The sequence below is a fragment of the Streptomyces roseus genome (assembly GCF_001044425.1).
Lineage (GTDB): Bacteria > Actinomycetota > Actinomycetes > Streptomycetales > Streptomycetaceae > Streptomyces > Streptomyces roseus.
In genome coordinates this window covers 141489-167152 of sequence record NZ_LFML01000161.1, presented here as the reverse complement: position 1 = coordinate 167152, position 25664 = coordinate 141489, and the positions used below count along the sequence as shown (strand labels likewise).

The 25664-nt window shown below is 71.5% G+C and carries 24 protein-coding genes; 12 read left to right on the top strand and 12 right to left on the bottom strand.

The genetic code is table 11. The annotated features are described in order from the left end of the window. Nucleotides 1-61: 61 nt before the first annotated feature. From ACS04_RS33870 to ACS04_RS33850, 5 genes are all read right to left on the bottom strand, one after another. On the bottom strand, nt 62-1177 hold the full coding sequence (locus ACS04_RS33870) for a DUF475 domain-containing protein (RefSeq protein ID WP_048480689.1): 1116 nt from the start codon (nt 1175-1177) through the stop codon (nt 62-64). Between the two features lie 25 nt (nt 1178-1202). Continuing rightward, nucleotides 1203-1778 (bottom strand): TerD family protein, encoded by a 576-nt coding sequence (locus tag ACS04_RS33865; RefSeq protein ID WP_048480688.1) that lies wholly within the window; start codon nt 1776-1778, stop codon nt 1203-1205. Between the two features lie 157 nt (nt 1779-1935). After that, entirely contained in the window at nt 1936-2511 is a 576-nt protein-coding gene (locus ACS04_RS33860; RefSeq protein WP_030160471.1) for a TerD family protein, read from the bottom strand. Between the two features lie 206 nt (nt 2512-2717). Further along, on the bottom strand, nt 2718-3176 hold the full coding sequence (locus ACS04_RS33855; RefSeq protein ID WP_048480687.1) for a peroxiredoxin: 459 nt from the start codon (nt 3174-3176) through the stop codon (nt 2718-2720). 149 nt (nt 3177-3325) lie between these two features. Beyond that, nucleotides 3326-3751, bottom strand: a complete 426-nt coding sequence (locus tag ACS04_RS33850) for a DUF3052 domain-containing protein (RefSeq protein ID WP_030869022.1) — start codon at nt 3749-3751, stop codon at nt 3326-3328. A 446-nt stretch (nt 3752-4197) separates the two neighbouring features. Here ACS04_RS33850 and aceE point away from each other — a divergent pair, with 446 nt between their 5' ends. Together aceE and ACS04_RS33840 are read left to right on the top strand one after the other, a co-directional pair. Then, the gene (aceE, locus tag ACS04_RS33845) at nt 4198-6930 is read left to right on the top strand and encodes a pyruvate dehydrogenase (acetyl-transferring), homodimeric type (protein ID WP_048480686.1); all 2733 of its coding nucleotides are present in this window, start codon (nt 4198-4200) and stop codon (nt 6928-6930) included. A 179-nt stretch (nt 6931-7109) separates the two neighbouring features. Continuing rightward, nucleotides 7110-7931: a potassium channel family protein gene (locus ACS04_RS33840; RefSeq protein WP_048480685.1), complete on the top strand. Its 822-nt coding sequence runs from the start codon at nt 7110-7112 to the stop codon at nt 7929-7931. On the opposite strand, the gene ACS04_RS33835 is transcribed toward ACS04_RS33840, so the two are convergent. Together ACS04_RS33835 and ACS04_RS33830 are read right to left on the bottom strand one after the other, a co-directional pair. After that, nucleotides 7912-8313 carry a peptidase inhibitor family I36 protein gene (locus tag ACS04_RS33835; RefSeq protein ID WP_048480684.1) on the bottom strand — a complete coding sequence of 134 codons (402 nt, stop codon included), beginning with the start codon at nt 8311-8313 and terminating at the stop codon, nt 7912-7914. The two genes, ACS04_RS33840 and ACS04_RS33835, sit on opposite strands and share 20 nt — an antisense overlap. 228 nt (nt 8314-8541) lie before the next feature. Then, nucleotides 8542-10134, bottom strand: a complete 1593-nt coding sequence (locus ACS04_RS33830; RefSeq protein ID WP_048480683.1) for an MFS transporter — start codon at nt 10132-10134, stop codon at nt 8542-8544. 141 nt (nt 10135-10275) lie between these two features. Between ACS04_RS33830 and ACS04_RS33825 the strand changes: the two genes are divergently transcribed. From ACS04_RS33825 to ACS04_RS33815, 3 genes are all read left to right on the top strand, one after another. Beyond that, a complete protein-coding gene (locus ACS04_RS33825) occupies nt 10276-10926 on the top strand; it encodes a TetR/AcrR family transcriptional regulator (protein ID WP_048480682.1) in 651 nt (216 codons plus the stop codon). Nucleotides 10927-11017: 91 nt separating this feature from the next. Next, nucleotides 11018-12247 (top strand): alpha/beta hydrolase, encoded by a 1230-nt coding sequence (locus ACS04_RS33820; RefSeq protein ID WP_245236689.1) that lies wholly within the window; start codon nt 11018-11020, stop codon nt 12245-12247. Nucleotides 12248-12313: 66 nt separating this feature from the next. Further along, complete coding sequence (locus ACS04_RS33815; protein WP_048480681.1) at nt 12314-13174, top strand: DUF4429 domain-containing protein; 861 nt, start codon at nt 12314-12316, stop codon at nt 13172-13174. Between the two features lie 113 nt (nt 13175-13287). Here ACS04_RS33815 and ACS04_RS33810 read toward each other — a convergent pair whose 3' ends face one another. Together ACS04_RS33810 and ACS04_RS33805 are read right to left on the bottom strand one after the other, a co-directional pair. Beyond that, nucleotides 13288-14307, bottom strand: a complete 1020-nt coding sequence (locus tag ACS04_RS33810) for an aldo/keto reductase (RefSeq protein WP_048480680.1) — start codon at nt 14305-14307, stop codon at nt 13288-13290. Beyond that, nucleotides 14304-14699 (bottom strand): MerR family transcriptional regulator, encoded by a 396-nt coding sequence (locus ACS04_RS33805; protein WP_245236684.1) that lies wholly within the window; start codon nt 14697-14699, stop codon nt 14304-14306. Before ACS04_RS33805 ends, ACS04_RS33810 begins: the two co-directional genes overlap by 4 nt. Before the next feature lie 70 nt (nt 14700-14769). On the opposite strand from ACS04_RS33805, the gene ACS04_RS33800 reads away from it, so the two are divergent. After that, nucleotides 14770-15591 (top strand): serine hydrolase domain-containing protein, encoded by an 822-nt coding sequence (locus ACS04_RS33800; protein WP_048480719.1) that lies wholly within the window; start codon nt 14770-14772, stop codon nt 15589-15591. Between the two features lie 37 nt (nt 15592-15628). Here the strand turns inward: ACS04_RS33800 and ACS04_RS33795 are convergent, their stop codons facing one another. Continuing rightward, nucleotides 15629-16282 (bottom strand): pirin family protein, encoded by a 654-nt coding sequence (locus tag ACS04_RS33795; RefSeq protein ID WP_048480678.1) that lies wholly within the window; start codon nt 16280-16282, stop codon nt 15629-15631. 81 nt (nt 16283-16363) lie between these two features. Here ACS04_RS33795 and ACS04_RS33790 point away from each other — a divergent pair, with 81 nt between their 5' ends. The 5 genes from ACS04_RS33790 to ACS04_RS33770 all read left to right on the top strand — a co-directional run bounded on the left by ACS04_RS33790 (nt 16364) and on the right by ACS04_RS33770 (nt 21251). After that, nucleotides 16364-17569, top strand: coding sequence for a PucR family transcriptional regulator (locus ACS04_RS33790; RefSeq protein ID WP_048480677.1), 1206 nt, complete (start codon nt 16364-16366; stop codon nt 17567-17569). A gap of 89 nt (nt 17570-17658) precedes the next feature. Continuing rightward, nucleotides 17659-18576 carry an ACP S-malonyltransferase gene (locus tag ACS04_RS33785; RefSeq protein WP_048480676.1) on the top strand — a complete coding sequence of 306 codons (918 nt, stop codon included), beginning with the start codon at nt 17659-17661 and terminating at the stop codon, nt 18574-18576. A gap of 19 nt (nt 18577-18595) precedes the next feature. After that, on the top strand, nt 18596-19600 hold the full coding sequence (locus tag ACS04_RS33780; RefSeq protein ID WP_048480675.1) for a ketoacyl-ACP synthase III: 1005 nt from the start codon (nt 18596-18598) through the stop codon (nt 19598-19600). Between the two features lie 57 nt (nt 19601-19657). After that, nucleotides 19658-19906: an acyl carrier protein gene (locus ACS04_RS33775; protein WP_048480674.1), complete on the top strand. Its 249-nt coding sequence runs from the start codon at nt 19658-19660 to the stop codon at nt 19904-19906. Between the two features lie 79 nt (nt 19907-19985). After that, nucleotides 19986-21251 (top strand): beta-ketoacyl-[acyl-carrier-protein] synthase family protein, encoded by a 1266-nt coding sequence (locus tag ACS04_RS33770; RefSeq protein WP_048480673.1) that lies wholly within the window; start codon nt 19986-19988, stop codon nt 21249-21251. Between the two features lie 86 nt (nt 21252-21337). Here ACS04_RS33770 and ACS04_RS33765 read toward each other — a convergent pair whose 3' ends face one another. After that, entirely contained in the window at nt 21338-21832 is a 495-nt protein-coding gene (locus ACS04_RS33765) for a DUF3145 domain-containing protein (protein WP_048480672.1), read from the bottom strand. Between the two features lie 248 nt (nt 21833-22080). Between ACS04_RS33765 and ACS04_RS33760 the strand changes: the two genes are divergently transcribed. Continuing rightward, the gene (locus tag ACS04_RS33760; protein ID WP_048480671.1) at nt 22081-22989 is read left to right on the top strand and encodes an SGNH/GDSL hydrolase family protein; all 909 of its coding nucleotides are present in this window, start codon (nt 22081-22083) and stop codon (nt 22987-22989) included. Between the two features lie 31 nt (nt 22990-23020). On the opposite strand, the gene ACS04_RS33755 is transcribed toward ACS04_RS33760, so the two are convergent. Next, on the bottom strand, nt 23021-25537 hold the full coding sequence (locus ACS04_RS33755; protein ID WP_048480670.1) for a beta-glucosidase family protein: 2517 nt from the start codon (nt 25535-25537) through the stop codon (nt 23021-23023). Nucleotides 25538-25664 lie beyond the last annotated feature (127 nt).

Sequence of the window (25664 nt, the reverse complement as noted above, 5' to 3'; positions counted from 1 at the left end):
CGGCAGTCCGCAGACCCGCCCGGCCGCCCCGTAGTTGGAGCGTTCCGCATTACCGCCGCGATCATGCCTCGGCTGTGGAACCCTCCCGTTCCAAGCGCTTGTTGCGGCGCACCGAGGACCAGAACGACCAGGCGATGAGCACCACGCCCACGAGGCCGGTGATGACCTCGTGGATCTCGTACTGGATGGTGACGAGCAGGATCACCGCGAGCGCGCCGATGGCGTAGTGCGCGCCGTGCTCCAGGTAGACGTAGTCGTCGAGGGTGCCCTGGCGGACCAGGTAGACCGTGAGTGACCGGACGTACATGGCGCCGATGCCGAGGCCGAGGGCCATCAGCACGATGTCGTTGGTGATGGCGAAGGCGCCGATGACCCCGTCGAAGGAGAAGGAGGCGTCGAGGACTTCGAGGTAGAGGAACATGAAGAAGGCGGCCTTGCCGGCCATGACGACGGCCGAGACGGGCTTGCCGCTCTTCTTGGCCTCTTCCTCGGCCTCGTGCTCGGCCTCCTCCTCTTCTTCGAGCCGGTTCTCGAAGTAGCCGGAGAGACCGCCCACGATCATGTACGTGATCAGGCCGGCGATGCCGGAGACCAGGACGGTCTGCGCCTTGTCCACGTGGGCCCCGCCGTGCTGGTGGGCGTTGGCGGCGAAGGTCATGGACGTGATCAGCAGGGCGATCAGCGCGATGCACGCCGACAGCATGTCGATCTTGCCCAGCTTGGCGAGCGGACGTTCCAGCCACGCGAGCCACTTGATGTCCCGGTCCTCGAAGATGAAGTCGAGGAAGATCATCAACAGGAACATGCCGCCGAAGGCAGCGATCGCCGGGTGGGCGTCCGTGACCAGCTGCTGGTACATGTCCTTGTCGTTCAGCGCCAGGTCGACGGCCTCGACGGGACCGATGCCCGCGGTGATGGCGACGATCACGACGGGGAAGACCAGGCGCATGCCGAACACGGCGATGAGCACGCCGACCGTGAGGAAGATCTTCTGCCAGAAGGCACTCATCTTCTTCAGGATTCCGGCGTTGACCACCGCGTTGTCGAAGGACAGCGAGATCTCAAGGATGGACAGGATCGCGACGATCCCGAATCCGGTCCACCCCCCGTAGAACACCGCTGCGGCCAGACCGAGCGCAGTGACTGCGAACGACCAGCCGAAGGTTTTGAGAACCACTGGCACCCCATCGTCTTGTACGGCTTTACGAAACGTTGACCCCGAAGTCTAGAGCGATGCCCCGGAGCCCCGACGCGTACCCCTGCCCCACGGCCCGGAACTTCCATTCACCCCCGTACCGGTAGACCTCGCCGAAGATCATCGCGGTCTCGTTGGAGGCGTCCTCGGTGAGGTCGTAGCGGGCCAGTTCCTGGCCGTCCGAGTCGTTGACCACGCGGATGAAGGCATTGCTGACCTGGCCGAAGCTCTGCCGGCGGGCCTCCGCCTCGTGGATCGAGACCGGAAAGACGATCTTGTCGACCTCGACGGGCACCTTGGTCAGGTCGATGATGATCGACTCGTCATCGCCCTCACCCTCGCCGGTGAGGTTGTCCCCCGTGTGTTCGACGGAGCCCTCGGGGCTCTTCAGGTTGTTGTAGAAGACGAAGTACGCGTCTCCCAGGACCCGGCCGTCGCGGCACAGCAGCGCGCTGGCGTCGAGGTCGAAATCGGCCCCCGTGGTCGAGCGCGCGTCCCATCCGAGACCGACCAGGACCCGGGTGAGGTTCGGTGCGGCCTTGGAGAGGGAAACGTTGCCCCCCTTGGCGAGTGTGACGCCCATGTTGTGGTCCTCCCCGGACGACGTGGTGATCGCGGCGCGCCCCGCGTGGCGGGCCGCCGGTGAAGCTCGGCGGTGCGCCCCCGGGGCGCCCCGCCGCAAAGCGCGTCCGGCGCCGTACACACAGTGCACGGCGCCGGACGGGTGACTGCTGGCAGGCTCAGACGTTGACGCCGAAGTCCTGGGCGATGCCGCGCAGGCCGGAGGCGTAGCCCTGGCCGATGGCGCGGAACTTCCACTCCGCTCCGTTGCGGTACAGCTCGCCGAAGACCATGGCGGTCTCGGTCGAGGCGTCCTCGGAGAGGTCGTAGCGGGCGAGCTCGCTGTTGTCGGCCTGGTTCACGACGCGGATGTACGCGTTGCGGACCTGGCCGAAGCTCTGCTGGCGGCTCTCGGCCTCGTAGATCGAGACCGGGAAGACGATCTTGGCGACATCGGCCGGGACTCCGGCCAGGTTCACCTTGATCGCCTCGTCGTCGCCCTCGCCCTCACCGGTGGTGTTGTCACCGGTGTGCTCGACCGAGCCGTCCGGGCTCTTCAGGTTGTTGAAGAACACGAAGTTCGAGTCGTTGGCGACCTTGCCCTGGTCGTTGGTCAGGATCGCGCTGGCGTCGAGGTCGAAGTCGACCCCGGTGGTGGTGCGAGCATCCCAGCCCAGACCGACGATGACCGCCGTCAGATTCGGCGCGGCCTTGGTCAGCGAGACGTTTCCGCCCTTGCTGAGGCTGACTCCCACGGGTCCTCCATTGGGTTCATGTGTGGGGCGGCGCCCCGTCGTGCGGTTTCTACCGGGATCAACGCTTCGATCCTAGTGACGGGTTCCCGCCTCACGGCGTCTTTCCCGGTGAACAGTTCCCGGAACCGGCCCGAAGTGCGGCGATTGCGCCGCGGTAGGACGGATTCCGGGGCTGCCGGGATCTCTCCGGGGTGTGGCGAGGCTTCTCAGAGACTGTCGAGGGCCTTGATGTACTCGTTCAGGTCACGCGCGTCGGGCAGCCCGTTGACGACGGTCCAGCGCACGGTGCCGTCCTTGTCGATGATGAAGGTGCCGCGCACCGCGCAGCCCTTCTCCTCGTCGAAGACGCCGTACGCGCGGGAGGTCTCGCCGTGCGGCCAGAAGTCCGAGAGCAGCGGGTAGTCGAGGTTCTCCTGCTCGCCGAAGACGCGCAGGGTCGGGACGGAGTCGTTGGAGACCGCGAGGAGCTGCACGTCGTCGTTCTGGAAGCGCGGCAGCTGGTCGCGCAGCTCGCACAGCTCGCCGGTGCACACGCCGGTGAAGGCGAACGGGTAGAAGAGCAGCACCACGGCCTTCTCGCCGCGGAAGTCTGAGAGCCGCACGGTGGCGCCGTGGTTGTCCTTGAGCTCGAAGTCCGGGGCCTTGCTGCCGACCTCGATCGCCATCTCTCGCATCCCTTCGTTCCCGCATCCCTGCGTTGGGCTGTTCGGGTGGGTCCAGCCTAGGCGGACCAGGGCCCCTGAACGCAGGCACCCCGCCGACCGGAAGGATTCCGGCGGGCGGGGTGCCTGTCCGCTTGGCTGCGGGGAACGGCTCAGCGCTTGGCCTTGGCGGCCTTCGGCGTCACCAGCTTGGTGGAGGTCCACTCCTTGCCGACGGGCAGGCCCTTGGCAAGCGAGAGGCCGGCGGTCTCGGCCGCCTCGCTGATGTCGCTGGCCTCGACGTAGCCGTCGCGGCCCGTCTTGGGGGTCAGCAGCAGGATCAGTGCGCCGTCCTCGACCAGCTCGGTCGCATCGACCAGGGCGTCCGTCAGATCGCCGTCCTCGTCGCGGAACCACAACAGCACCGCGTCGGCGACGTCGTCGTAGTCCTCGTCTGCGAGCTCGGTGACGAGCTTCTCGACGGCGTCACGGAATTCCTGATCGACGTCGTCGTCGTAGCCGATCTCCTGGACCACCTGTTCGGACTGGAAACCCAGCCGGGCGGCCAGGCTCTCCGCGTGGTCCGCGGTCGCGCTCACGGGGTGCCTCCTGCTCATGTTCGGTGAATGTCTTGGGCGGCGCGCGTACGCGCAGCATTGGGCGTAGTCCACACGGGCGCGGCGGATCGCGCAAGTACCCGGCCGCCGAGACCGTCGAAACGGTGACGATTACGGCCGTCTCGCCGCAACTTTCAGCCTTCCCGCGGGGACCTCTGGTGATTCATCCCACACCATTCCAGCTCATTCGGCATCATCGGCGCCGCTCGGCGGCTTTCCTACCTGTTTGAGGGACGAACGCCCCTCCGGGCCCGCCGATCTTCCTGAGCGTAGGGTGGCTCTTCGGCCGGACCTGACGCTCACGGCGCGCGAATCGCCGCGAACTCCAGTGATTACCCAGTGGTACGGGTGACGATTCGAACCGAGCGTAAGACGATGGGAGGCGGCGAAACCCCATGGCACGACTCCCCTGACAGCGAAGGAACAGCGTGGCTTCCGCATCCGATCGCAATCCGATCATCATTGGCGGCCTGCCGAGCCAGGTCCCGGACTTCGATCCGGAGGAGACGCAGGAGTGGCTCGACTCCCTGGACGCAGCCGTCGACGAGCGGGGCCGTGAGCGCGCCCGCTATCTGATGCTGCGGCTGATCGAGCGGGCCCGCGAGAAGCGCGTGGCCGTGCCCGAGATGCGCAGCACGGACTACGTCAACACGATCGCCACCAAGGACGAGCCGTTCTTCCCCGGCAACGAGGAGATCGAGCGCAAGGTCCTGAACGCCACCAGGTGGAACGCGGCCGTCATGGTCTCGCGCGCCCAGCGTCCGGGGATCGGCGTCGGCGGCCACATCGCCACGTTCGCCTCCTCCGCCTCCCTCTACGACGTGGGCTTCAACCACTTCTTCCGGGGCAAGGACGAGGGCGACGGCGGCGACCAGATCTTCTTCCAGGGGCACGCCTCCCCCGGCATCTACGCCCGCGCCTACCTCCTGGACCGGCTCTCCGAGCAGCAGCTCGACGCGTTCCGGCAGGAGAAGTCGAAGGCCCCCTACGGCCTGTCCAGCTACCCGCACCCGCGGCTGATGCCGGACTTCTGGGAGTTCCCGACCGTCTCGATGGGCCTCGGCCCGCTCGGTGCGATCTACCAGGCCCGGATGAACCGGTACATGGAGGCGCGCGGGATCGCCGACACCTCGAAGTCACACGTTTGGGCGTATCTCGGAGACGGCGAGATGGACGAGCCGGAGTCGCTCGGCCAGCTGTCGATCGCCGCCCGCGAGGGCCTGGACAACCTGACCTTCGTCGTGAACTGCAACCTCCAGCGGCTCGACGGACCGGTGCGCGGCAACGGCAAGATCATCCAGGAGCTGGAGTCGCAGTTCCGCGGCGCCGGCTGGAACGTCATCAAGCTGATCTGGGACCGCTCCTGGGACCCGCTGCTGGCGCAGGACCGCGACGGCATCCTGGTCAACCGGATGAACTCGACGCCGGACGGCCAGTTCCAGACGTACGCGACCGAGACGGGCGCGTACATCCGCGACCACTTCTTCGGCGACGACCAGCGGCTGCGGGCGATGGTCGAGAACATGAGCGACCAGCAGCTGCTGCACCTGGGCCGCGGCGGCCACGACCACAAGAAGATCTACGCGGCGTACGCGGCGGCCAAGGCGCACAAGGGCCAGCCGACGGTGATCCTGGCGCAGACGGTCAAGGGCTGGACCCTCGGTCCGAACTTCGAGGGCCGCAACGCGACGCACCAGATGAAGAAGCTGACGGTCGACGACCTCAAGCGCTTCCGCGACCGCCTGCACATCCCGATCACGGACGCGCAGCTGGAAGGCGGCGCCCCGCCGTACTACCACCCGGGCAAGGGCTCGCCGGAGATCCAGTACATGCACGACCGGCGCAGCTCGCTGGGCGGCTACGTGCCGACCCGCGTGGTGCGCGCGAAGCCGCTGCAGCTGCCGGACGACAAGGCGTACGCCGCGGCGAAGAAGGGCTCGGGCCAGCAGTCGATCGCCACGACCATGGCGTTCGTGCGCATCCTGAAGGACCTGATGCGGGACAAGGAGATCGGCAAGCGGTTCGTGCTGATCGCCCCGGACGAGTACCGCACCTTCGGCATGGACGCGTTCTTCCCGAGCGCCAAGATCTACAACCCGCTGGGCCAGCAGTACGAGGCGGTCGACCGCGACCTGCTGCTCGCGTACAAGGAGTCCCCGACCGGCCAGATGCTGCACGACGGCATTTCGGAGGCGGGCTGCACGGCCTCGCTGATCGCCGCGGGTTCGGCGTACGCGACGCACGGCGAGCCGCTCATCCCGGTCTACGTCTTCTACTCGATGTTCGGTTTCCAGCGCACGGGTGACCAGTTCTGGCAGATGGCCGACCAGCTGGCGCGCGGTTTCGTCCTGGGCGCGACCGCCGGCCGGACCACCCTGACGGGTGAGGGCCTCCAGCACGCCGACGGTCACTCGCAGCTGCTGGCCTCGACGAACCCGGGCTGTGTGGCCTACGACCCGGCGTACGGGTACGAGATCGCCCACATCGTCCAGGACGGCCTGCGCCGCATGTACGGCCCCGAGGCCGAGGACGTCTTCTATTACCTGACCGTCTACAACGAGCCGATCCAGCACCCGGCCGAGCCGGCCGACGTCGACGTCGACGGCATCCTCAAGGGCATCCACCGGGTGTCCGCGGGCTCCGCGGGCGCCATCGGCGCGCAGATCATGGCCTCGGGCGTGGCGGTGCCGTGGGCGCTGGAGGCCCAGCGGATCCTGGCCGAGGAGTGGAACGTCCGGGCGGACGTCTGGTCGGCGACCTCCTGGAACGAACTGCGCCGCGAGGCCGTCGAGGTGGAGGAGCACAACCTGCTCCACCCGGAGGAGGAGCAGCGCGTCCCGTACGTGACCCGGAAGCTGTCGGGTGCCGAGGGGCCGTTCGTGGCGGTCTCGGACTGGATGCGGTCCGTCCCGGACCAGATCTCGCGCTGGGTGCCCGGCGCGTACACCTCGCTGGGCGCGGACGGCTTCGGCTTCGCGGACACGCGCGGTGCGGCCCGGCGCTTCTTCCACATCGACGCGCAGTCGGTGGTGCTGGCGGTGCTGACCGAGCTGGCCAAGGAGGGCAAGATCGACCGTTCCGCGCTGAAGCAGGCGGTGGACCGGTACCGGCTGCTGGACGTGGCGGCGGCCGACCCGGGCGCCGCGGGCGGCGACGCGTAACGCCTCACGGGGGCGGACGGGCCGGATGACGGCGGGCCGGGGCGTGCGGGTGTGCGCCCCGGCCCGCTGCCGTTGCCCCGGCCGTCTGCGGCCCTGCGCGGGACGCCGCGGCACTGCGCCGGGGCCCTGCCGCACCGCGCCGCCCCCTTCTGCTTTACCCGTTCCTTACGATGCTTCGTATGAAGGAACCCTCCCGCCAGCTGCGGTGGGAGCGGCGGAGCCAGACCCCGCTGCTCGTGCTCGCCCTCGCCTTCGCCCTCGCCTACGCCGTGCCGATCGTCGTGCCCGACGCGGACGCGTCCGTGCACCGGGCGTGCTCGGTCACCGAGTGGGTGGTGTGGGGCGCCTTCGCCGCCGACTACCTGATGCGCCTGGGCCTGTCGACGGCGAAGAAGGCGTTCGTACGGACCCACTGGCTGGACCTGGGCGCGGTGCTGCTGCCGATGTTCCAACCGCTGCGGCTGCTGCGGCTGGTCTCCACGCTGCTGCTGGTGGGCCGGCGGGCCCGGATGGCCCCGCAGATCCGGCTGACCACGTACGTCGCGGGGGCGGTGGTCGGGCTGCTGATGTTCGGCTCCCTCGCCGTGCTGAGCGTGGAGCGGGACGCCCCGAGGGGGAACATCAAGAACCTGGGCGACGCGGTGTGGTGGAGCTTCACCACGATGACGACCGTCGGGTACGGGGACCACTCCCCCACGACCGGGCTCGGCCGGGTCATCGCCGTGGGACTGATGCTGTCGGGGATCGCGCTGCTGGGTGTGGTGACCGCCAACATCGCGGCCTGGTTCATCTCCCGGTTCGAGCGCGACGACCAGGTGGAGCGCGCGCAGACCGCCGCGATCGCCGAACTGACCGCGGAAGTACGGGCGCTGCGCGCCGAGATCGGGCGGCTCGGCGCGCAGGCCGCCCCGGGTGCGGGGGCCGAGGAGCCGGCCCAGGCGCCCGGGACGGCCCCGGCGCCCGGGACGGCTCCGGTCGCCGCTAGCGCTCCCACACCTTGAAGGCGCGGACCAGGTAGGGGGATTCCGGCAGCCAGACCCCGTCCCCCGGATAGGTCTGGAACTCGCCGGTTTCCGCGCATTCGGCCGACTGGTAGGTGGTCACCGGCCGTCCGATGCGGTTGATCAGGGACTGGGCGCTGGTCCCGGCGGGCAGCGCCGTACAGCTGTTGATGTCCAGGGTGCTCAGCTCGTGGGCCTGACGGGTGCCCTTGAACTCCGGCTTCGCCCACAGGCACAGCTGCCCGGTGGCGCAGGCGGGTGCCTTGCCCGGCGGCGGACCGGCGGCGTGTGCGGCGCTCGCCGTACTCGGGATGAGTGCGGCGAGGGCCAGGACGGTCGCGGCCAGGACGGTGGTGGAGCGTGCGGGTGAACTCGTGCGCATGACGGGTCAACTCCTTGTGGACGACGGCGCCCCGGACGGTTCCCGAGCGCCTCGGACACCACGCTGACCTGCGCGGACGGCCGGGCGGAAGGGGCCCGGGGCCGGTCCACCCGGATAGGCGACAGCCCCGCCGGAACCGTCCGGCGGGGCTGTCGTGCGTACGCGGTTGACGCGCGGGAGGGGCGGTCGCGCCCCCGGGGCCGGTCGCGGGGCCGCGGCGGGCCCGGCTCAGATGTGCGCCGCGCCCGCCCCCGCGGCAGCGTTCTCGCCGCGCTTGGTGAAGCAGGCGACGACCGCGGCGAGCACCGCGACGCAGCCGGCGACGGTGAAGGCGGTGCTCATGCCGTCGACGAAGGTGTCGTGCGCGACCTTGGCGATCGACTCGGCCATCGGGGCCGGGATTCCCGGCTGGACCGGGGCGATGCCGACCTGGACCCCCTTCTCCGCGAGGTCCATCTGCTCCGGGGTGAGGGCCGGCAGCTGGGCCCGCGCCCAATTGTCCCCGAACGAGTTGCCGACGGTGGTGGCCATGACCGCGCCGAGGACGGCGGTGCCGAGGCTGCCGCCGACCTGCATGGCGGCCTGCTGGAGCCCGCCCGCCACGCCGGAGAGCTCCAGCGGGGCGTTGCCGACGATCACCTCGGTGGCGCCGACCATGACGGGCGCGAGGCCGACGCCGAGGAGGGCGAACCAGAGCGACATCTGCAGGGTGCCGGTGCCCGGGGTCAGCGAGGACATCCCGAAGCAGGCGACGGCGGTGGCGACCATGCCCGTGACCAGCGGGATCCGCGGGCCGACGGCGGTGATGGCGGCGCCGGCCAGCGGCGAGCCGATGATCATCATGCCGGTCAGCGGCAGCAGGTGCAGACCGCTGTCGACCGGGCTCATGCCGTGCACGTTCTGCAGGTAGAAGGTGACGAAGAACAGGCCGCCCATGAAGGCGAAGGCCATCAGCACCATGAGCACGGTGCCGGCGGACAGCGGCAGCGAGCGGAACATGCCGAGCGGGATCAGCGGCTCGGAGACCTTCGACTCCCAGAGGGCGAAGAGCACGAAGCAGAGCACCGAGACGCCGAGGAAGAGCAGGGTCTTGGTGTCTCCCCAGCCCCACTCGGAGGCCTTGATCAGCGCCCAGATGAGGGTGAACATCGCCGCCGACAGCAGCAGGATGCCGACGGCGTCGAAGGACTTCGGGGCGTTCTCGGCGCGGTGGTCGACCAGGATGAACAGGCCGAAGGCCAGCGCGATGATGCCGACGGGCACGTTGATGAAGAAGACGGACTGCCAGCTGACGTTCTCCACCAGCAGGCCGCCGACGATGGGCCCGGCGGCGGTCGAGGCGCCGATGACCATGCCCCAGATGCCGATCGCCATGTTGAGCTTCTCGGCGGGGAAGGTGGCGCGCAGCAGGCCCAGTGCGGCGGGCATCAGCAGCGCGCCGAACAGGCCCTGCGCGACCCGGAAGGCGATGACGTACTGGACGCCGGACGAGAGGCCGATCGCCGCGGAGGCGGCGGCGAAGCCGGCGATGCCTATGAGGAAGGTCTGGCGGTGGCCGAAGCGGTCGCCGAGCTTGCCGGCGGTGATCAGCGAGACCGCGAGGGCCAGCAGGTAGCCGTTGGTGATCCACTGCACGTCGGCGAGCGAGGCGCCGAGGTCCTTCTGGATCGCGGGGTTGGCGACGGCGACGATCGTGCCGTCGAGGGTGACCATCATGACGCCGATCGCCACGGCGAAGAGGGTCAGCCAGGGGTGGCCGCGCAAACCGGTGCGGGCCGGAGCCGGACCCGACTCCTTGGCGAGGGTGATCTGACCAGTCATGCGAACAGGCTAGTGACAGCGACTGACACTTCACAAACGGCTTAACGAGGCAGTGGCTGTCAGGTCCGTCACAGGTACCCTGACCGCTCACTCAGCGTCAGGTTCGGCAGGCGGAGCCTGCGGAAAGGACACCTCTCCGTGATGACCGACGAGCGGCCGGCCCCGGTACCGGCGCCCGGGCTGCGCGAACGCAAGAAGCGGCGCACCCGGGACGCGCTGCTGCGCGCCGCCCTCCTCCTCTTCGTCGCGCAGGGGTACGAGCAGACCACCGTCGACGAGATCACCGACGCCGTGGACGTCTCCCAGCGCACCTTCTTCCGCTACTTCGCCAACAAGGAGGAGGTCGCCTTCGCCGTCCAGGACCTGGTGGAGTCGCACTTCGTCGCCGCCCTGCGCGCCCGGCCGGTCTCCGAGGGCCCGCTCGAAGCCCTGCGCCGCGCGGTGCTCGACGCCTGGGACACCCTAGACGAGGCCCTCTCCGAGGTGGTCCCGGTCGATCTCTACATGCGCACCTACCAGCTCATCGAGTCCACCCCGGCCCTGCTCGCCGTGCACCTGCGCCGCTCCGCGGAGCTGGAGGAGCGGATCGCCCTGCTGATCGCCGATCGCGAGGGACTGGACGTGGACGCGGACCCGCGGCCTCGGGTGGCGGTGGCCGCGGTCTCCGGGGTGATGAGGGTCACCGGGCGACTGTGGGGCCAGGGCGGGGACGCCAGCGTGGCCTCGATCCGGCGGATGACCGAGGCCTGCCTTGACCAGATCGGCCCGGCGCTCGCAGCACGCTGGCACTGAACGCCCGTACGAGGGGCGCACGACCGGCCGTGAACCCGGTCACCCTGGCCGTCGTGACCGGATCCGGTCTCCTACGCTGGTGGCAGTGAACCTGCCCGGCCTCGCCCCCTCCACCGCCCTCGGCGCCGACCCGCGCCCCGCCGCCCTGCGCACCCTGCTCGCGCTGGCGGTCGTGTTCATCATGCTGGCGACCACCGGCTGGACCGCGGTGCACCGCCCCGACGCCGGAACCACGCTGCGGACCGCCGCCCTCGCCTCCTGGGCCTCGGCCCGGATCGACGGGCGCCCGCTGCCGGCCGCCGACGCCCCCGCCCGGACGGTGGCCCGGTTCTTCGCCGGCCTCGACGGAGCCCAGCGGGCCCGGCTCGCCGAGGGATACCCCCTGGTCGTCGGCAACCTCGACGGGGCGCCCGCCGCCCTGCGCTACCGGGCCAACCTGCGCGGCCTGGAACTGGCGCAGCGGGCGGAGGAGGCCCGCAGCCGGGACGTCAGCCTGACCCCGGCCGACCGCGTCACGGCCGGCCGGCGCGCCCACCGCTTCGAGTCCCTGGCCGAGCCGGACCGGCAGATCCTCGCCTTCGACCCGACCGGCGGCGGGCGCGTCGCCGAGGTCTTCGGCGATCTCGACCGGGCGGGGCGGATCTCGGTGATCGTCCCCGGGGTCGACACCGACGTGCTCACCTTCGAGCGCACCCAGCGCCGCCTCATCGCCCCCGTCGGCATGGCGCAGTCGCTGTACGAGGCCCAGCGCGCGCAGGCCCCGGGCAGCCGGACCGCGGTCATCGCCTGGGCCGGGTACACCGCGCCGACCGGGGTCGGCATGGACGCGGCAACCGGCCGGATGGCGGTGGACGGCGCCGTACGGCTGGAGTCCCTGGCGGCGGGGCTGCCCGGGGACGCGAGCGTGGCGCTGTTCTGCCACAGCTACGGATCGGTGGTGTGCGGGGTCGCCGCGCACGCGCTGCCGGAGTCGGTGACGGACGTGGTGGTGGCGGGCAGCCCGGGCATGCGCGCGCAGTCCGTGGCCGACCTGCACACCTCGGCCCGGGTGTGGGCCACGCGGGACTCCGGGGACTGGATCGCGGACGTACCGCACCTGGAGGTCGGCGGGGTCGGCCACGGGGCGGACCCGGTGTCGCCGGACTTCGGGTCGCGGCTGCTGTCCTCGGCCGGGGCCAAGCTCCACACCGGCTACTTCGAGCCAGGTACCGGATCCCTGGACAACTTCGCCAGAATCGGAACCGGTGCGTTCGGTTCCGTCACCTGCGCGACCGGCGACGATGCCTGCCGGCGCGGAATATCCGGGACAGACGGGGACTGACACGTGTAGAGCCCTGGAAAACGGGCTTCGTACCAAGGGGGACGCGCGGGGGTGCGTCCCTTTACCATGTGCCGCATGGGTGACGTACTGGCCGGAAATCATGCCGTCTGGGAGTTCGACTCGGACTCGGTGCTCATCCGCTACGCACGGGGGATACGCACGCCGAGGACTCCGAGACTCCTGCACTCCCTCGGAGAGCGGCGCATCCCCTTCGAGGCGTTGTCGGGGGTGAGCGTGAGCGCGTCCGGATCCGGGGGGAGACGGGACGCGGTGGTCCTGCGCGCCGTGCCGCGGGCGGGTGCGGATCCGCTGATGGAGGCCGCCGCGGGACAGCTGCGGGAGGTCTGCGATCCGTACCGGCTGGTGCTGCCGGGCGACCGGGCCGGGCAGGCCGCCGAGTTCGCGGACGCCGTGCGGGCCCGGCTGGGCCCGGAGGCCGACGAGCCGGCGCAGCGGTTCCTCGTCCGGGTGCCGGAGCCGCCGCTCCAGCTGAAGGCGTACGACGCACGGCTCGGGTTCGACGGCTCGGCCGTCACCTTCCACTGGTCGCGCACCGGGGCCACGAGCACCAAGTGGAAGGCGGGCGACCAGCGTTACCCGCTGACCGCGCTGACCGGCGTCGAGTGGAGCTCGCCGGAGCGTCCGGGCGGCCACCTGCGTCTGCTGCTGCGGGACGCGCCCGCGGATCCGCGGCCCGACCACGACCTGGCGACCGCGGTGTTCGCCGTCGGGTACGGATCGGTGCACGAGTCGCTGCCGTTCGCGGCGGCCGTCCTCGCCGCCCTGCGCGGCCGCGCCCCGGTGGCCTCGGTCCCGGCGGCCCGCACGGACGAACGACTGCACCACCTGGGCGAGTTGTACGGCGCGGGCCTGCTCACGGACGCCGAGTACTCCGCACTGCGCGACCGCTTCGCCGCCGAGGCCTGAGACCCGGGGTCCGCCCCTCGGCCACCGACGAGCGCGGCAGCCGAGGGGCGCGTCCGGCGACGAGCGCGGCCACCGCCGGGAGGCCCCCCGGCGATGGCCGCGGCCGGAGCGGATCAGCCCTCACGGCCCGCGGACGTCCAGGTCATGTCCGGGTAGCGGTCGCCCGCGACCTGTCCGGCGATCGGCTCCAGCAGCGCGAGCTCCGCCGGCGTGAGCGTGATCCGCGTCGCGGCGGTGTTCTCCGCGAGGCGGTTGGTCTTGCGGGTGCCCGGGATCGGGACCACCGTCAGCCCGTGCACCTGCGCCCGCTGCTGCACCCAGGCCAGCGCGATCTGCGCCGGGGTCGCCCCGTGCGCCTGCGCGATCTCCCGCACCGGCGCCAGCAGCGCCGCGTTGGCCTTGGCGTTGTCGCCCGTGAACCGGGGCTGGAAGCGGCGGAAGTCCGCCGCCGACAGATCGGCCGAGGCGTCCGCGAACGAGCCGGTCAGGAAGCCGCGCCCGAGCGGGGAGTACGGCACGAAGGCCACGCCCAGCTCCGCCGCCGCGCCCACCGCCGTGTTCTCCACGTCCCGGCTGAACAGCGACCACTCCGACTGGAGCGCCGCGATCGGGTGCACCTCGTACGCCTCGCGCAGTTCCGGACCGGTGACCTCGCTGAGCCCCAGGTGGCGCACCTTGCCCTCCTGCACCAGCTCGGCCATCGTGCCCACCGACTCGGCGAACGGCACGGCCGGGTCGCGCCGGTGCATGTAGTAGAGGTCGATCACATCGGTACCGAGCCGGCGCAGGCTGTCCTCCACGGCCCGGCGGATGTACGCGCGGTCGTTGCGGATGCCGCGGTGCTGCGGGTCGTCGGTGCGCTCGATGCCGAACTTGGTGGCGAGGGTGATCTCGTCCCGGTGCTCGGCCACGAACGGCGCGATGAACTTCTCGTTGGCCCCGCGCCCGTAGCTGTCCGCGGTGTCGAAGAGGGTGACCCCGGTGGCGAGGGCCGCTTCCAGGGTGTCGCGGGCCCGCGCCTCGTCGGTCTCCCCGTAGAACTCGCTCATGCCCATGCAGCCGAGGCCCTGGACGCCCACCAGCGGGCCCCCCTTGCCGAGTTCGACCTGCTCGATGGTGGTGTTCTGCGTCATGGTCGTGTCGCCTTCCCCGCGGTCGTGCCCTTGGCATACATGTCGATCTTGAAATCCAGTACGGCGAGCGCGTCGTTCAGCTCCGTGATCCGCGCACGCACCTCGCGCCGCGTCTGCTCCAGCAGTTCGCGCCGCTGGTCGACGGTGTGCTCACCCTCGCGCACGAGTTCGGCGTAGCGGACCATGTCGGCCACCGACATCCCGGTGGCGCGCAGCTTGCCCACGAAGGCCAGCCAGTGGAGGTCCCTGTCGCTGAACCGGCGCTGTCCCGAGTGGGAGCGGTCCACGTGCGGCATCAGGCCGATCCGCTCGTACCAGCGCAGCGTGTGCTGGGTCAGACCGGTCCGGGCCTCGACTTCGCTGATCGTGTACCGCGTCTCCGTCAGGCTCATGGCGACCACGCTAAAACCTTGGAGTGCACTCCAAGCAAGTAGGCTCGGCCGCATGGAGAGCGTGGAGACCCTGCAGAGCCTGCGGACCATCGAGAACTGGCCGGTACCGACCGCCGCGGCGGCCGTGGTGCGCGCCGACGGGAGCCTGGCCGGCTCCCACGGCCCCCTGGACCACCGCTTCGCGCTGGCGTCGGTGACCAAGCCGCTGGCCGCGTACGCCGCGCTCGTCGCGTACGAGGAGGGGGCGATCGAGCTGGACGAGCCGGCCGGCCCCGAGGGTTCGACGGTCCGTCACCTGCTCGCGCACACCAGCGGGCTGGCCTTCGACGAGCACCGCGCGATGGCCGCCCCCGGTACGCGCCGGCTGTACTCGAACGCCGGTTTCGAGGTGCTGGGCGACCACATCACCAAGGCGACGGGCATCGCGTTCGCGCACTACGTGCACCAGGCGGTGTTCGAGCCGCTCGGCATGGCGTCGACCACGCTGGACGGCTCGCCCGCCAAGGACGGGGTCTCGACGGTCTGCGACCTCGTCCGGTTCGCCGCCGAGCTCCAGGCGCCGCGGCTGCTGGACGCGCGCACGGTCGTGGAGGCCACCTCGGTGGTCCACCCGGGGCTCAAGGGGGTGCTTCCGGGCTACGGGATCCAGTCCCCCAACGACTGGGGGCTCGGCCTGGAGATCCGCGACGGGAAGTCCCCGCACTGGACGGGCGCCGCCTCCTCGCCGCGCACCTTCGGGCACTTCGGGCAGGCCGGCACCTTCCTGTGGGTGGACCCGGACGCCGGCGCAGCGTGCGTGGCGCTGGCCGACCGCGCCTTCGGCCCGTGGGCCGTGGAGGCCTGGCCCCCGTTCACCGACGCGGTCCTCGCCGAGCTCGCCGCCGCCCGCTGAGCCCGCCGAGCCCGTCGGCCGCTGAGCCCGCCGCCCGCTACGGCAGCTCCCAGATCAGCAGCTCGCCCGGGGACCCGGCGACGATCTCCAGGCCCTCTTCGCCGGTGATCCGCGCCGCGTCCCCGGGACCGAGCTCCTCCCCGTCCAGGCGCAGGTCCCCGCGCACCACGTGCAGGTAGACCCGCTCCGACGCCGGCAGGGCGATCCGCTCGCCCGCGCCGGGCCTGCGCACGTGCAGGACGGCGCCGGCCGCGGGGATCTCGTACGGGGTGCCGTCGGCGATCTGCCGGACCAGCGCGTACGAGGGCTCCCCGCCGGCGGCCGACGGCGCGAGCCACGTCTGCACGAAGCGCAGCGCCACCGTGCCGTCGTTGCGCTCGATGTGCCGGGCGCCGGATCCGGCGGCCAGGTGCTGCACGTCGCCGTGCCGGACCACCGTGTTCTCGCCGGTGCTGCCCTTGTGCGTGAGCTCGCCCTCGACGACCCAGGTCACGATCTCGGTGTGGCTGTGCGGGTGCTCGTCGAAGCCCGCGCCCGGGGCCAGCGTCTCCTCGTTGCACGCCAGGACCGGGCCGAAGCGCAGATTGTCCGGATCGTAGTGGGCGCCGAAGGAGAAGGCGTGCGCGGTGGTGATCCCGGCGTCCGGATCCCCGCCCGCGTACCGGTCGGCCCCGCGGCGTACGTCAATCATGGGAGCCACCGTAGCCCCCCGGTGGAACGCCGCCGCGGGACCGGACTCCGCGCCGCCGTCCCGATAAGGCAGTCTTGTCCCGTGCCCCAACCCGAACGTGAGCATTCCCCCGCGCATCCCGCTCCCGCCCATCCGCACTCCGCGACGCTGCGCCGACTGGAGAAGTCCTCCGGCCGGCTCGCCGCAAACGCGATCGCGCGCATGGACGAGACCCTGCCGTGGTACCGGGCGATGCCCCCGGAGAACCGGTCCTGGATCGGCCTGGTCGCGCAGGCCGGCATCGCCGCGTTCACGGAGTGGTTCCGGCACCCGGAGACTCCGCAGGCGATCTCGACGGACGTGTTCGGGACGGCTCCGCGCGAGCTGACCCGGGCGATCACGCTGCGCCAGACCGTGGAGATGGTCCGCACCACGATCGAGGTCATGGAGACCGCGATCGAGGAGGTCGCGGCCCCGGGCGACGAGTCGATCCTGCGCGAGGCTCTGCTGGTGTACGCCCGGGAGATCGCGTTCGCGACGGCCCAGGTGTACGCGCAGGCCGCCGAGGCGCGCGGGGCGTGGGACGCCCGCCTGGAGTCCCTCGTCGTGAACGCGGTGCTGTCGGGCGAGGCCGACGAGGGGGCCCTGTCGCGGGCCGCCGCACTTGGCTGGAATTCGCCGGAGCACGTGTGCGTGGTGCTCGGCACGGCGCCGGAGGGCGACAGCGAGCTGACGGTGGAGGCGATCCGGCGGGCGGCCCGGCACCACAAGCTCCAGGTCCTGACGGGCGTGCTCGGGGACCGCCTCGTCGTGATCGCGGGCGGCAGCGACAACCCGCTCCAGGTGGCCAAGTCGCTGATCGGCCCGTTCGCGGCCGGTCCGGTGGTGGCGGGTCCGGTGGTGGCGGATCTGCTGAACGCGACCAAGTCGGCGCAGGCCGCGGCGGCCGGGCTGAAGGCCTGTACGGCCTGGCAGGACGCCCCGCGGCCGGTGCTCGCCGACGATCTCCTGCCCGAGCGCGCGATCGCGTCGGATCCCTCCGCCAGGGAGCAGTTGGTGGAGGAGATCTACAGACCGCTGGAGGAGGCGGGCTCCGCGTTGCTGGAGACGCTGAGCGTCTATCTGGAGCAGGCGAGCAGCCTGGAGGGGGCGGCACGGATGTTGTTCGTGCACCCGAACACGGTGCGCTACCGGCTGCGACGTGTGACCGACGTCACCGGCTGGTCACCGTCCGATGTCCGATCCGCGTTCACGCTGCGGATCGCCTTGATCCTCGGGCGTCTGGCCGACGGCGATCCGCAGTCCTAGACTTTTGTCGGACATCAACAATTACCCCGACGGTTCTTCGTCCCTGTCCCCACGGGCGGCGGGGACCGTCCGCAAGAGAGAGTGTGAGGGTGCTCGTACTCGTCGCTCCCGGCCAAGGCGCACAGACGCCCGGCTTCCTGACTCCCTGGCTCGACCTCCCCGGCGCCGCTGACCGCGTCGCCGCCTGGTCGGACGCCATCGAGCTCGACCTTGCCCACTACGGCACGAAGGCGGACGCGGACGAGATCCGCGACACGGCGGTGGCGCAGCCGCTGCTGGTGGCCGCCGGTCTCCTGTCCGCTTCCGCCCTGGGCGCCCGTACGGCCTTCGGCGCCGTGGCGGGCCACAGCGTCGGCGAGATCACCGCCGCCGCGTACGCCGGTGTGCTGTCCGACGCGGACGCGCTGTCGTTCGTACGGACCCGCGGTCTGGCGATGGCCGAGGCCGCCGCCGTCACCGAGACGGGCATGGCCGCGGTGCTCGGCGGCGACCAGGCGGTCGTCCTCGCGCACCTGGAGAAGCTGGGGCTGACCCCGGCGAACATCAACGGCGCGGGCCAGATCGTCGCCGCGGGAACGATGGAGCAGATCGAGGCCCTGGCGGCCGAGAAGCCCGCGGGCTCCATGAAGGTCGTCGCCCTCAAGGTCGCGGGCGCCTTCCACACGCACCACATGGCTCCCGCGGTCGCCACGCTGGAGAAGGCCGCGCAGGCCCTCACCCCGGCCGACCCGGAGCTCAAGTACGTCTCGAACAAGGACGGCCGCGTCGTCGCCACGGGCGCCGACGTCGTCGCCCGCCTGGTCGGCCAGGTCGCGAACCCGGTCCGCTGGGACCTGTGCATGGAGACGTTCGGCGAGCTGGGTGTCACCGGGATCATCGAGCTCAGCCCGGGTGGCACCCTGACGGGTCTGGCCAAGCGCGCGCTCAAGGGCGTGCCGACCGTGGCCCTGAAGACCCCGGACGATCTCGAAAAGGCCGCCGCGCTCCTCGCCGAGCACGCGGTCTGAGAGAAGGAGCCCACACAGCATGTCGAAGATCAAGCCTGCCAAGGGCTCCCCGTACGCCCGTATTCTCGGCGTCGGCGGCTACCGCCCGACCCGCGTGGTCTCCAACGAGGTCATCCTGGAGACGATCGACTCGTCCGACGAGTGGATCCGCTCCCGCTCCGGCATCGCGACCCGGCACTGGGCCTCGCCCCAGGAGACCGTCGCCGCGATGTCGGTGGAGGCCTCCGGCAAGGCGCTGGCCGATGCCGGCGTCGCGCCCGAGCAGATCGGCGCCGTGATCGTCTCGACGGTCTCGCACTTCAAGCAGACCCCGGCCGTCGCCACGGAGATCGCGCACCGCATCGGCGCGGTCAAGCCCGCCGCGTTCGACATCTCCGCGGGCTGCGCCGGCTTCGGCTACGGCCTGACGCTGGCCAAGGGCCTCGTCATCGAGGGCTCGGCGCAGTACGTCCTCGTGATCGGCGTGGAGCGGCTGTCGGACCTGACCGACCTGGAGGACCGCGCGACGGCCTTCCTGTTCGGCGACGGCGCCGGCGCCGTGGTCGTCGGCCCCTCGGAGGAGCCCGCCATAGGCCCCACGGTGTGGGGTTCGGAGGGCGACAAGTCCGAGACGATCAAGCAGACCGTGCCGTGGGACGAGTACCGCAGCACGGACAGTGACCAGAAGTTTCCGGCCATCACGCAGGAGGGTCAGGCGGTCTTCCGCTGGGCCGTCTTCGAGATGGCCAAGGTGGCCCAACAGGCGCTCGACGCGGCCGGGATCACCGCGGAGGACCTGGACGTCTTCATCCCGCACCAGGCAAACATGCGGATCATCGACTCGATGGTGAAGACTCTGAAGCTGCCGGAGCACGTCACGGTCGCCCGCGACGTGGAAACCACCGGCAACACGTCGGCCGCCTCGATCCCGCTCGCCATGGAGCGGCTCCTGGCGACCGGAGCTGCGAAGAGCGGCGACACCGCGCTCGTCATCGGCTTCGGGGCGGGGCTCGTCTACGCCGCGACGGTCGTTACCCTCCCCTAGGGCCCGGGATCCACATCCCGCCCCGTTTCACCCAGTTAGCTATAGAAGGAGCGCCACATGGCCGCCACGCAGGAAGAGATCATCGAGGGTCTCGCGGAGATCGTCAACGAGATCGCCGGCATCCCCGTCGAGGACGTCGAGGCCGGTAAGTCGTTCACCGACGACCTGGACGTCGACTCGCTCTCCATGGTCGAGGTCGTCGTCGCCGCCGAAGAGCGCTTCGACGTCAAGATCCCGGACGAGGACGTCAAGAACCTCAAGACGGTCGGCGACGCCGCGGACTACATCCTGAACCACCAGGCCTGAGCCTGACGAGCGTTTGTCGCCACCCGGCGGTGGCGCCGTGACAATTCAGCACCCTCTGAGACGTGGAGAAAGAATTCCTGTGAGCCCGACCAATCGCACCGTGGTCGTCACCGGTATCGGCGCAACCACTCCGCTGGGTGGCGACAGCGCTTCGACCTGGGAAGGTCTGCTCGCCGGTCGTTCCGGCGTGAAGCCCCTTGAGGGCGAGCGCTTCGCCGAACTCCCGGTTCGTATCGCCGCCCCGGCCGCTGTGGACCCTTCCGAGGTCCTGCCCCGCCCGATGGCCCGCAAGCTGGACCGCTCGGCCCAGTTCGCCGTCATCGCCGCACGTGAGGCGTGGGCCGATGCCGGCTACACCGCCCCGGCGGGCGAGGACGCCGCCATCCTGCCCGAACGCCTGGGCACCGTGATCGCCTCCGGTATCGGCGGCGTCACCACCCTGCTCGACCAGTACGACGTGCTGAAGGAAAAGGGTGTGCGCCGGGTCTCCCCGCACACCGTCCCCATGCTCATGCCGAACGGCCCGTCGGCCAACGTCGGCCTGGAGGTCAACGCCCAGGCGGGCGTGCACACCCCGGTCAGCGCGTGCGCCTCGGGCGCCGAGGCCATCGGCTACGCGGTCGAGATGATCCGCACCGGCCGCGCCGACGTGGTCGTCGCGGGCGGCACCGAGGCCGCGATCCACCCGCTGCCGATCGCGGCCTTCGCCAACATGATGGCGATGTCCAAGAACAACGAGAACCCGCAGCAGGCCTCCCGCCCGTACGACAAGGCCCGCGACGGCTTCGTCCTCGGCGAGGGCGCGGGCGTCGTCATCCTGGAGTCCGCCGAGCACGCCGCCGCGCGCGGCGCCCGGGTCTACTGCGAGGTGCTGGGCCAGGGTCTGTCCGCGGACAGCCACCACATCGCGCAGCCGGAGCCGACCGGCCGCGGTGTCGCGGCCGCCGTGCAGAACCTGCTGGACAACACGGGTCTGGACCCGGCCGAGCTGGTCCACCTGAACGCGCACGCCACGTCGACCCCGCAGGGTGACACGGCGGAGCTGAAGGCCCTGCGCAAGGTCCTGGGCGACGACCTCGACCACATCGCGATCTCCGCGACCAAGTCGATGACCGGCCACCTGCTGGGCGGCGCCGGCGGCATCGAGACCGTCGCGACCGTGCTCGCGCTGTACCACCGTATCGCCCCGGCGACCATCAACGTCGACGAGCTCGACGAGGACATCGACGCGGACATCGTCGTCGGCGAGCCGCGCAAGCTGCCGGCCGACGGCCCGATCTCGGCGATCAACAACTCGTTCGGCTTCGGCGGTCACAACGTGACCCTCGCCTTCCGGACGGTCTAGTCCGCGGGGCAGTACGCACGAAAGGGCCCGCCCGGCACTCGCCGGGCGGGCCCTTCGCGCAGCCCCGCGCTCCGTACGCCCGGGGCTCAGACGACCTGGTGCAGCCAGCGGACCGGGGCGCCCTCGCCCGCGTAGCGGAAGGGCTCCAGTTCGTCGTCCCAGGGCTTGCCGAGCAGCTTGGCGATCTCCTCCTCCAGGTCGGTCTCGCCGTGGGCGGACCGGGCGAGGGCGGCGCGCAGCCGGTCCTCGGGGATCAGGATGTCGCCGTGCATGCCGGTGACGGCGTGGAAGATGCCGAGCTCGGGGGTGGAGCTGTAGCGCTCACCCTCGGCGGTGGGGCAGGGTTCCGCGGTCACCTCGAAACGCAGCAGGTGCCAGCCGCGCAGGGCGGACGCCAGCTTCGAGGCGGTGCCCGCTTCGGCCTGCCACGAGAACTCGGCTCTCCAGGTGCCGGGGGAGGCGGGCTGCCTGATCCAGTCGAGGTTCACCCGCACCCCGAGCACCCCCGCAACAGCCCATTCCACGTGCGGGCAGAGCGCGCGCGGAGCGGAGTGCACGTACAGGACTCCACGTGTCGTCACCGGGACCTCCAGTATGGGACGAGGTCGGGAATAAACTCCAGAAAACGGACAGTATGTGACGTGATGTAATGTAACGGAAATTATTTGACAATGCGCAACGGGACCTGCGGCCGAAACGCCACGGGAAAAAGCTACCGTGCGCCGGGGGTCATGGTGTGACGTACGGTCGGTCCGAGGCTGCCAAACGCAGAGCATTCACTCAGCAGGAGGCCCCGGAGGGCCCGGGGCGACGAGGAGGGAACCACCAGATGCGCACCACCGCCATGCGACGCCGCGCGCGCACGTCCCGGCGCCGGAGGCTCGCGGGGGCGGGCGCGTCGGCGGTCCTCCTGGCCGGGGTGCTGAGCGGGTGTCAGTCGGGCGGGTCGGACACGGAGGGTGAGCGCGGGTCGCAGGCCCGGCCGCGCTGGAACACCGCGCCCGCGTCGGTGGCCGCCGTCGGCGATTCCATCACCCGGGGTTTCGACGCCTGTTCCGTACTGGCGGACTGCCCGGAGGTCTCCTGGGCCACCGGGAACGACCCCGCCGTCCACTCGCTCGCGGCCCGGCTCCTCGGGGAGGCCGGGGTGCCGGCGCGCAGCTGGAACTACGCGGTGACGGGGGCCCGGATGGCGGACCTGCCGGGGCAGCTGGCCTCGGCCGCGCAGCACAGGCCCGACCTGGTCACGGTGATGGTGGGCTCGAACGACGCCTGCCGGCCCACGACTTCGTCGATGACGCCGGTGGCGGAGTTCCGGGCCGGGTTCGAGAAGGCCCTCGCGGGCCTGCGCACCGCCTCCCCCTCCTCCCAGGTGTACGTCTCCAGCGTGCCGGACCTCCAGCGGCTGTGGGAGCAGGGCAAGGACGCCCCGATGGTGCGGCAGATCTGGAAACTGGGGATCTGTCAGTCGATGCTCGCGGACCCGCTGTCGCTGGCCACCGGGGCGACGTCCCGGCGCGAGCAGGTGCGGGCGCGGGTGGTCGAGTACAACGAGGTGCTGCGCGAGGTCTGCGCGAAGGACGCGCTGTGCCGCTACGACGGCGGAGCCGTCTTCCAGTACCCGTTCTCCGCGGAGCAGTTGAGCCGCTGGGACTGGTTCCACCCGGGCAAGGACGGTCAGGCGCGGCTCGCGGAGCTGGCGCACCGCCAGGTGACGGCGGCCGAGCCGCCGCGCTGACGTGCGAGGGCCGTGGGACCGGGGGCGGGAGTCAGGGCCCGCCCCCGGTCCGGTGCGTGGGTGATTTCCGGCCACCCCGGCGGTTCTGGATCTCCAGGGTCGCCGTCAGGCGCGTGTCGCCGTGGGCGTGGCTCGCGCGGACCTCGTAGGCCCCGCCGATCCGCTGCCAGCGGCCGGCCTCCTCGTCCCAGACCTCGAAGGCCCGGGCGGGCAGGGCGATCTCGGCTTCGACGCTCTCGCCGGGGCCCGCCTCCACGCCCGCGAACGCGGCCAGCCAGCTCGCGGGACGCTCCACGGTGGTGCCCCCGGCGCGGTCGCAGGCCCGGTCGGCGGGAGCGACGTAGATCTGGACGACCTCTCGGCCGGACCGGGCGCCGGTGTTGGTGAGGCGGACCCGGGCGGTGGCGCCGGTGACCTCCAGGGACTCGTACGCCCAGTCGGTGTAGCCGAGGCCGTGCCCGAACGGGTAGGCCGGGGCGACGCCATGGCGCTCGTACGCCCGGTAGCCGATGAAGAGGCCCTCGGCGTACTCCAGGCGCCCCCCGGCCGGGGTCACCTCGGTGACCGGCGCGTCGGCGAGGCGCGCGGGCCACGTGGTGGGCAGGCGCCCGCCCGGCTCGGCGCGCCCGAGGAGTACGTCGGCCAGCGCGGCCCCGCCCTCCTGCCCGGGGAACCAGGTCAGCAGTACGGCGGCCACCTCCTCGCGCCACGGCAGCTCGACCGGGGAGCCCGCGTTGACGACGACCACGGTGTTCGGGTTGGCGGCGGCGACGGCGCGCACGAGGTCGTCCTGGCGGCCCGGCAGACGCAGGTCGCTCCGGTCGAAGCCCTCGGACTCCACGCGCTCGGTGGTCGCGACGACCACGACCGCGGTGTCGGCGGCGCGGGCGGCCGCCACGGCCTCGGCGATCAGCTCGTCGGCGTCGCGCCGCGGGCCGAGGTGGAGCAGCGAGAACATGATCGCCCGCATCGGCAGGGAGGAGGTGTCGGGCACCTGGTAGGTCAGCGAGACCTCGACGGGCTCCCCCTCGGTGAGCGCGACGCGGCAGCGCTCGCTGGGGGCGCCGAAGAAGGCCTCGAAGGGGTCGGCCTCGTTGCCCATCGGCTGGACGCCGTCCCAGAGGGTCTCGCCGCCGACCGCGAGGGCGAAGGCGCCGAGCCCGCGGGTGCCGAAGGCGTGCTCGCCGCTCTCGCGCGGCACGAACGTACCGGTGACCTCGATGCTCGCCATGGTCGCGTACGAGGCTCCGGCGGGCAGGTCCTCGCCGATCCACTGGACCTGGCCGGTCGGCAGGCCGCCCTCGCCGAGGACGGCGCCGGAGGCGTCGCGGCAGATCGCGCGGAGCTCGAAGCCCTGGCCGGCGGGGGTGAGTTCATCGCAGGGGTCGGCTCCGACGCGGAAGGTCAGGGCCCCGTCCGGGAGGGCGGCGCCCAGCCCGTCCAGCGGGGAGACGATCCGCTCGGGGAAGACGGTGGCCGAGCCGCCGCCCAGCACGCGGGCGTCGCGGGCGGCGGCGCCGAGCAGGGCGACGGTGCGGCCGGGGGCCGCGTCCAGCGGCAGGGCCCCGTTCTCGTTGCGTACGAGGACGAAGCCGCGGGCGGCGAGCTCGCGGGCCAGCGCCTGGCCGTCGATCGGGGCCGGGACCTCGGCGACGGCGGCCGGAGCGCCCTCCAGGATCCCGACGCGGGCGGCGAGGCGCAGGACGTTGCGCACGGCCCCGTCCACGGCCGACTCCGGGACCTCGCCGGCCCGGACGGCTTCGGCGAGGGCGGGCCCGTACACGGTACGCGGTCCGGGCATGGCGACGTCGAGGCCGCCGAGGATGCCGCCGGTGGTGGAGCGGGCGGCCATCCAGTCGGAGACGTTGTACCCGTCGAAGCCCCACTGGCCGCGCAGGACCTCGTTCACCAGGTACCCGTTCTCGGTCATCGTGGTGCCGTTGACCCGGTTGTAGGCCGTCATGATGCCCCAGGGACGGGCGTCGGCGACGATCGTCTCGAAGGGCGCCAGGTACAGCTCGCGCAGCGGGCGCGGGGCGATGACGCTGTCGACGGTGAACCGCTCGGTCTCCGCGTCGTTGCCGACGAAGTGCTTGACCGTGGTGGCGACGCCGCCGTCCTGGACGCCGTTCACGTAGCCGGAGCCGATGGCCCCGGTCAGGTACGGGTCCTCGGAGTAGCACTCGAAGTGGCGGCCGCCGAGCGGGGAGCGGTGCAGGTTGACGGTGGGGGCGAGGAGGACGTGGACGCCCTTGCGGCGGGCTTCCTGGGCGAGGAGCCGGCCGGCCCGGCGGGCGAGCGCGGGGTCCCAGGCGGCGGCGAGGGCCGACGGGGAGGGCAGGGCGATGGACGGGTCGTCGGCGGTCCATTGCACGCCGCGGACCCCGATGGGGCCGTCGGACATGACCAGGGACTCCAGCCCGATCCCGGGAACGGCGGGCAGGGACCACATGTCCCGGCCGGCCAGGAGGCGGGCCTTGGTGTCGAGGTCCAGCTTGCCGAGCGCCGCTTCCACGGCGTCGTGGCGGACCTGATCGGCATCGGTCACGGCCGTGCCTCCTCATGGGGTGCGTACGTGCGGGTGGGGGCATCGCGGGTGGTGCGGGTGCCGCCGCAGGGGTCGCCTCCATCCTGGACCCGATACCGGTAGGACGGTAGGGTTCGTGATGTCTTCG

Excerpts from the sequence above, each read along its gene's own strand:
- ACS04_RS33865 (WP_048480688.1), bottom strand. The coding sequence starts at position 1,778 with ATGGGCGTCACACTCGCCAAGGGGGGCAACGTTTCCCTCTCCAAGGCC.
- ACS04_RS33855 (WP_048480687.1), bottom strand. The coding sequence starts at position 3,176 with ATGGCGATCGAGGTCGGCAGCAAGGCCCCGGACTTCGAGCTCAAGGAC.
- ACS04_RS33840 (WP_048480685.1), top strand. The coding sequence starts at position 7,110 with ATGAAGGAACCCTCCCGCCAGCTGCGGTGGGAGCGGCGGAGCCAGACC.
- ACS04_RS33835 (WP_048480684.1), bottom strand. The coding sequence starts at position 8,313 with ATGCGCACGAGTTCACCCGCACGCTCCACCACCGTCCTGGCCGCGACC.
- ACS04_RS33830 (WP_048480683.1), bottom strand. The coding sequence starts at position 10,134 with ATGACTGGTCAGATCACCCTCGCCAAGGAGTCGGGTCCGGCTCCGGCC.
- ACS04_RS33825 (WP_048480682.1), top strand. The coding sequence starts at position 10,276 with ATGACCGACGAGCGGCCGGCCCCGGTACCGGCGCCCGGGCTGCGCGAA.
- ACS04_RS33815 (WP_048480681.1), top strand. The coding sequence starts at position 12,314 with ATGTGCCGCATGGGTGACGTACTGGCCGGAAATCATGCCGTCTGGGAG.
- ACS04_RS33810 (WP_048480680.1), bottom strand. The coding sequence starts at position 14,307 with ATGACGCAGAACACCACCATCGAGCAGGTCGAACTCGGCAAGGGGGGC.
- ACS04_RS33805 (WP_245236684.1), bottom strand. The coding sequence starts at position 14,699 with ATGAGCCTGACGGAGACGCGGTACACGATCAGCGAAGTCGAGGCCCGG.
- ACS04_RS33795 (WP_048480678.1), bottom strand. The coding sequence starts at position 16,282 with ATGATTGACGTACGCCGCGGGGCCGACCGGTACGCGGGCGGGGATCCG.
- ACS04_RS33780 (WP_048480675.1), top strand. The coding sequence starts at position 18,596 with ATGTCGAAGATCAAGCCTGCCAAGGGCTCCCCGTACGCCCGTATTCTC.
- ACS04_RS33775 (WP_048480674.1), top strand. The coding sequence starts at position 19,658 with ATGGCCGCCACGCAGGAAGAGATCATCGAGGGTCTCGCGGAGATCGTC.
- ACS04_RS33760 (WP_048480671.1), top strand. The coding sequence starts at position 22,081 with ATGCGCACCACCGCCATGCGACGCCGCGCGCGCACGTCCCGGCGCCGG.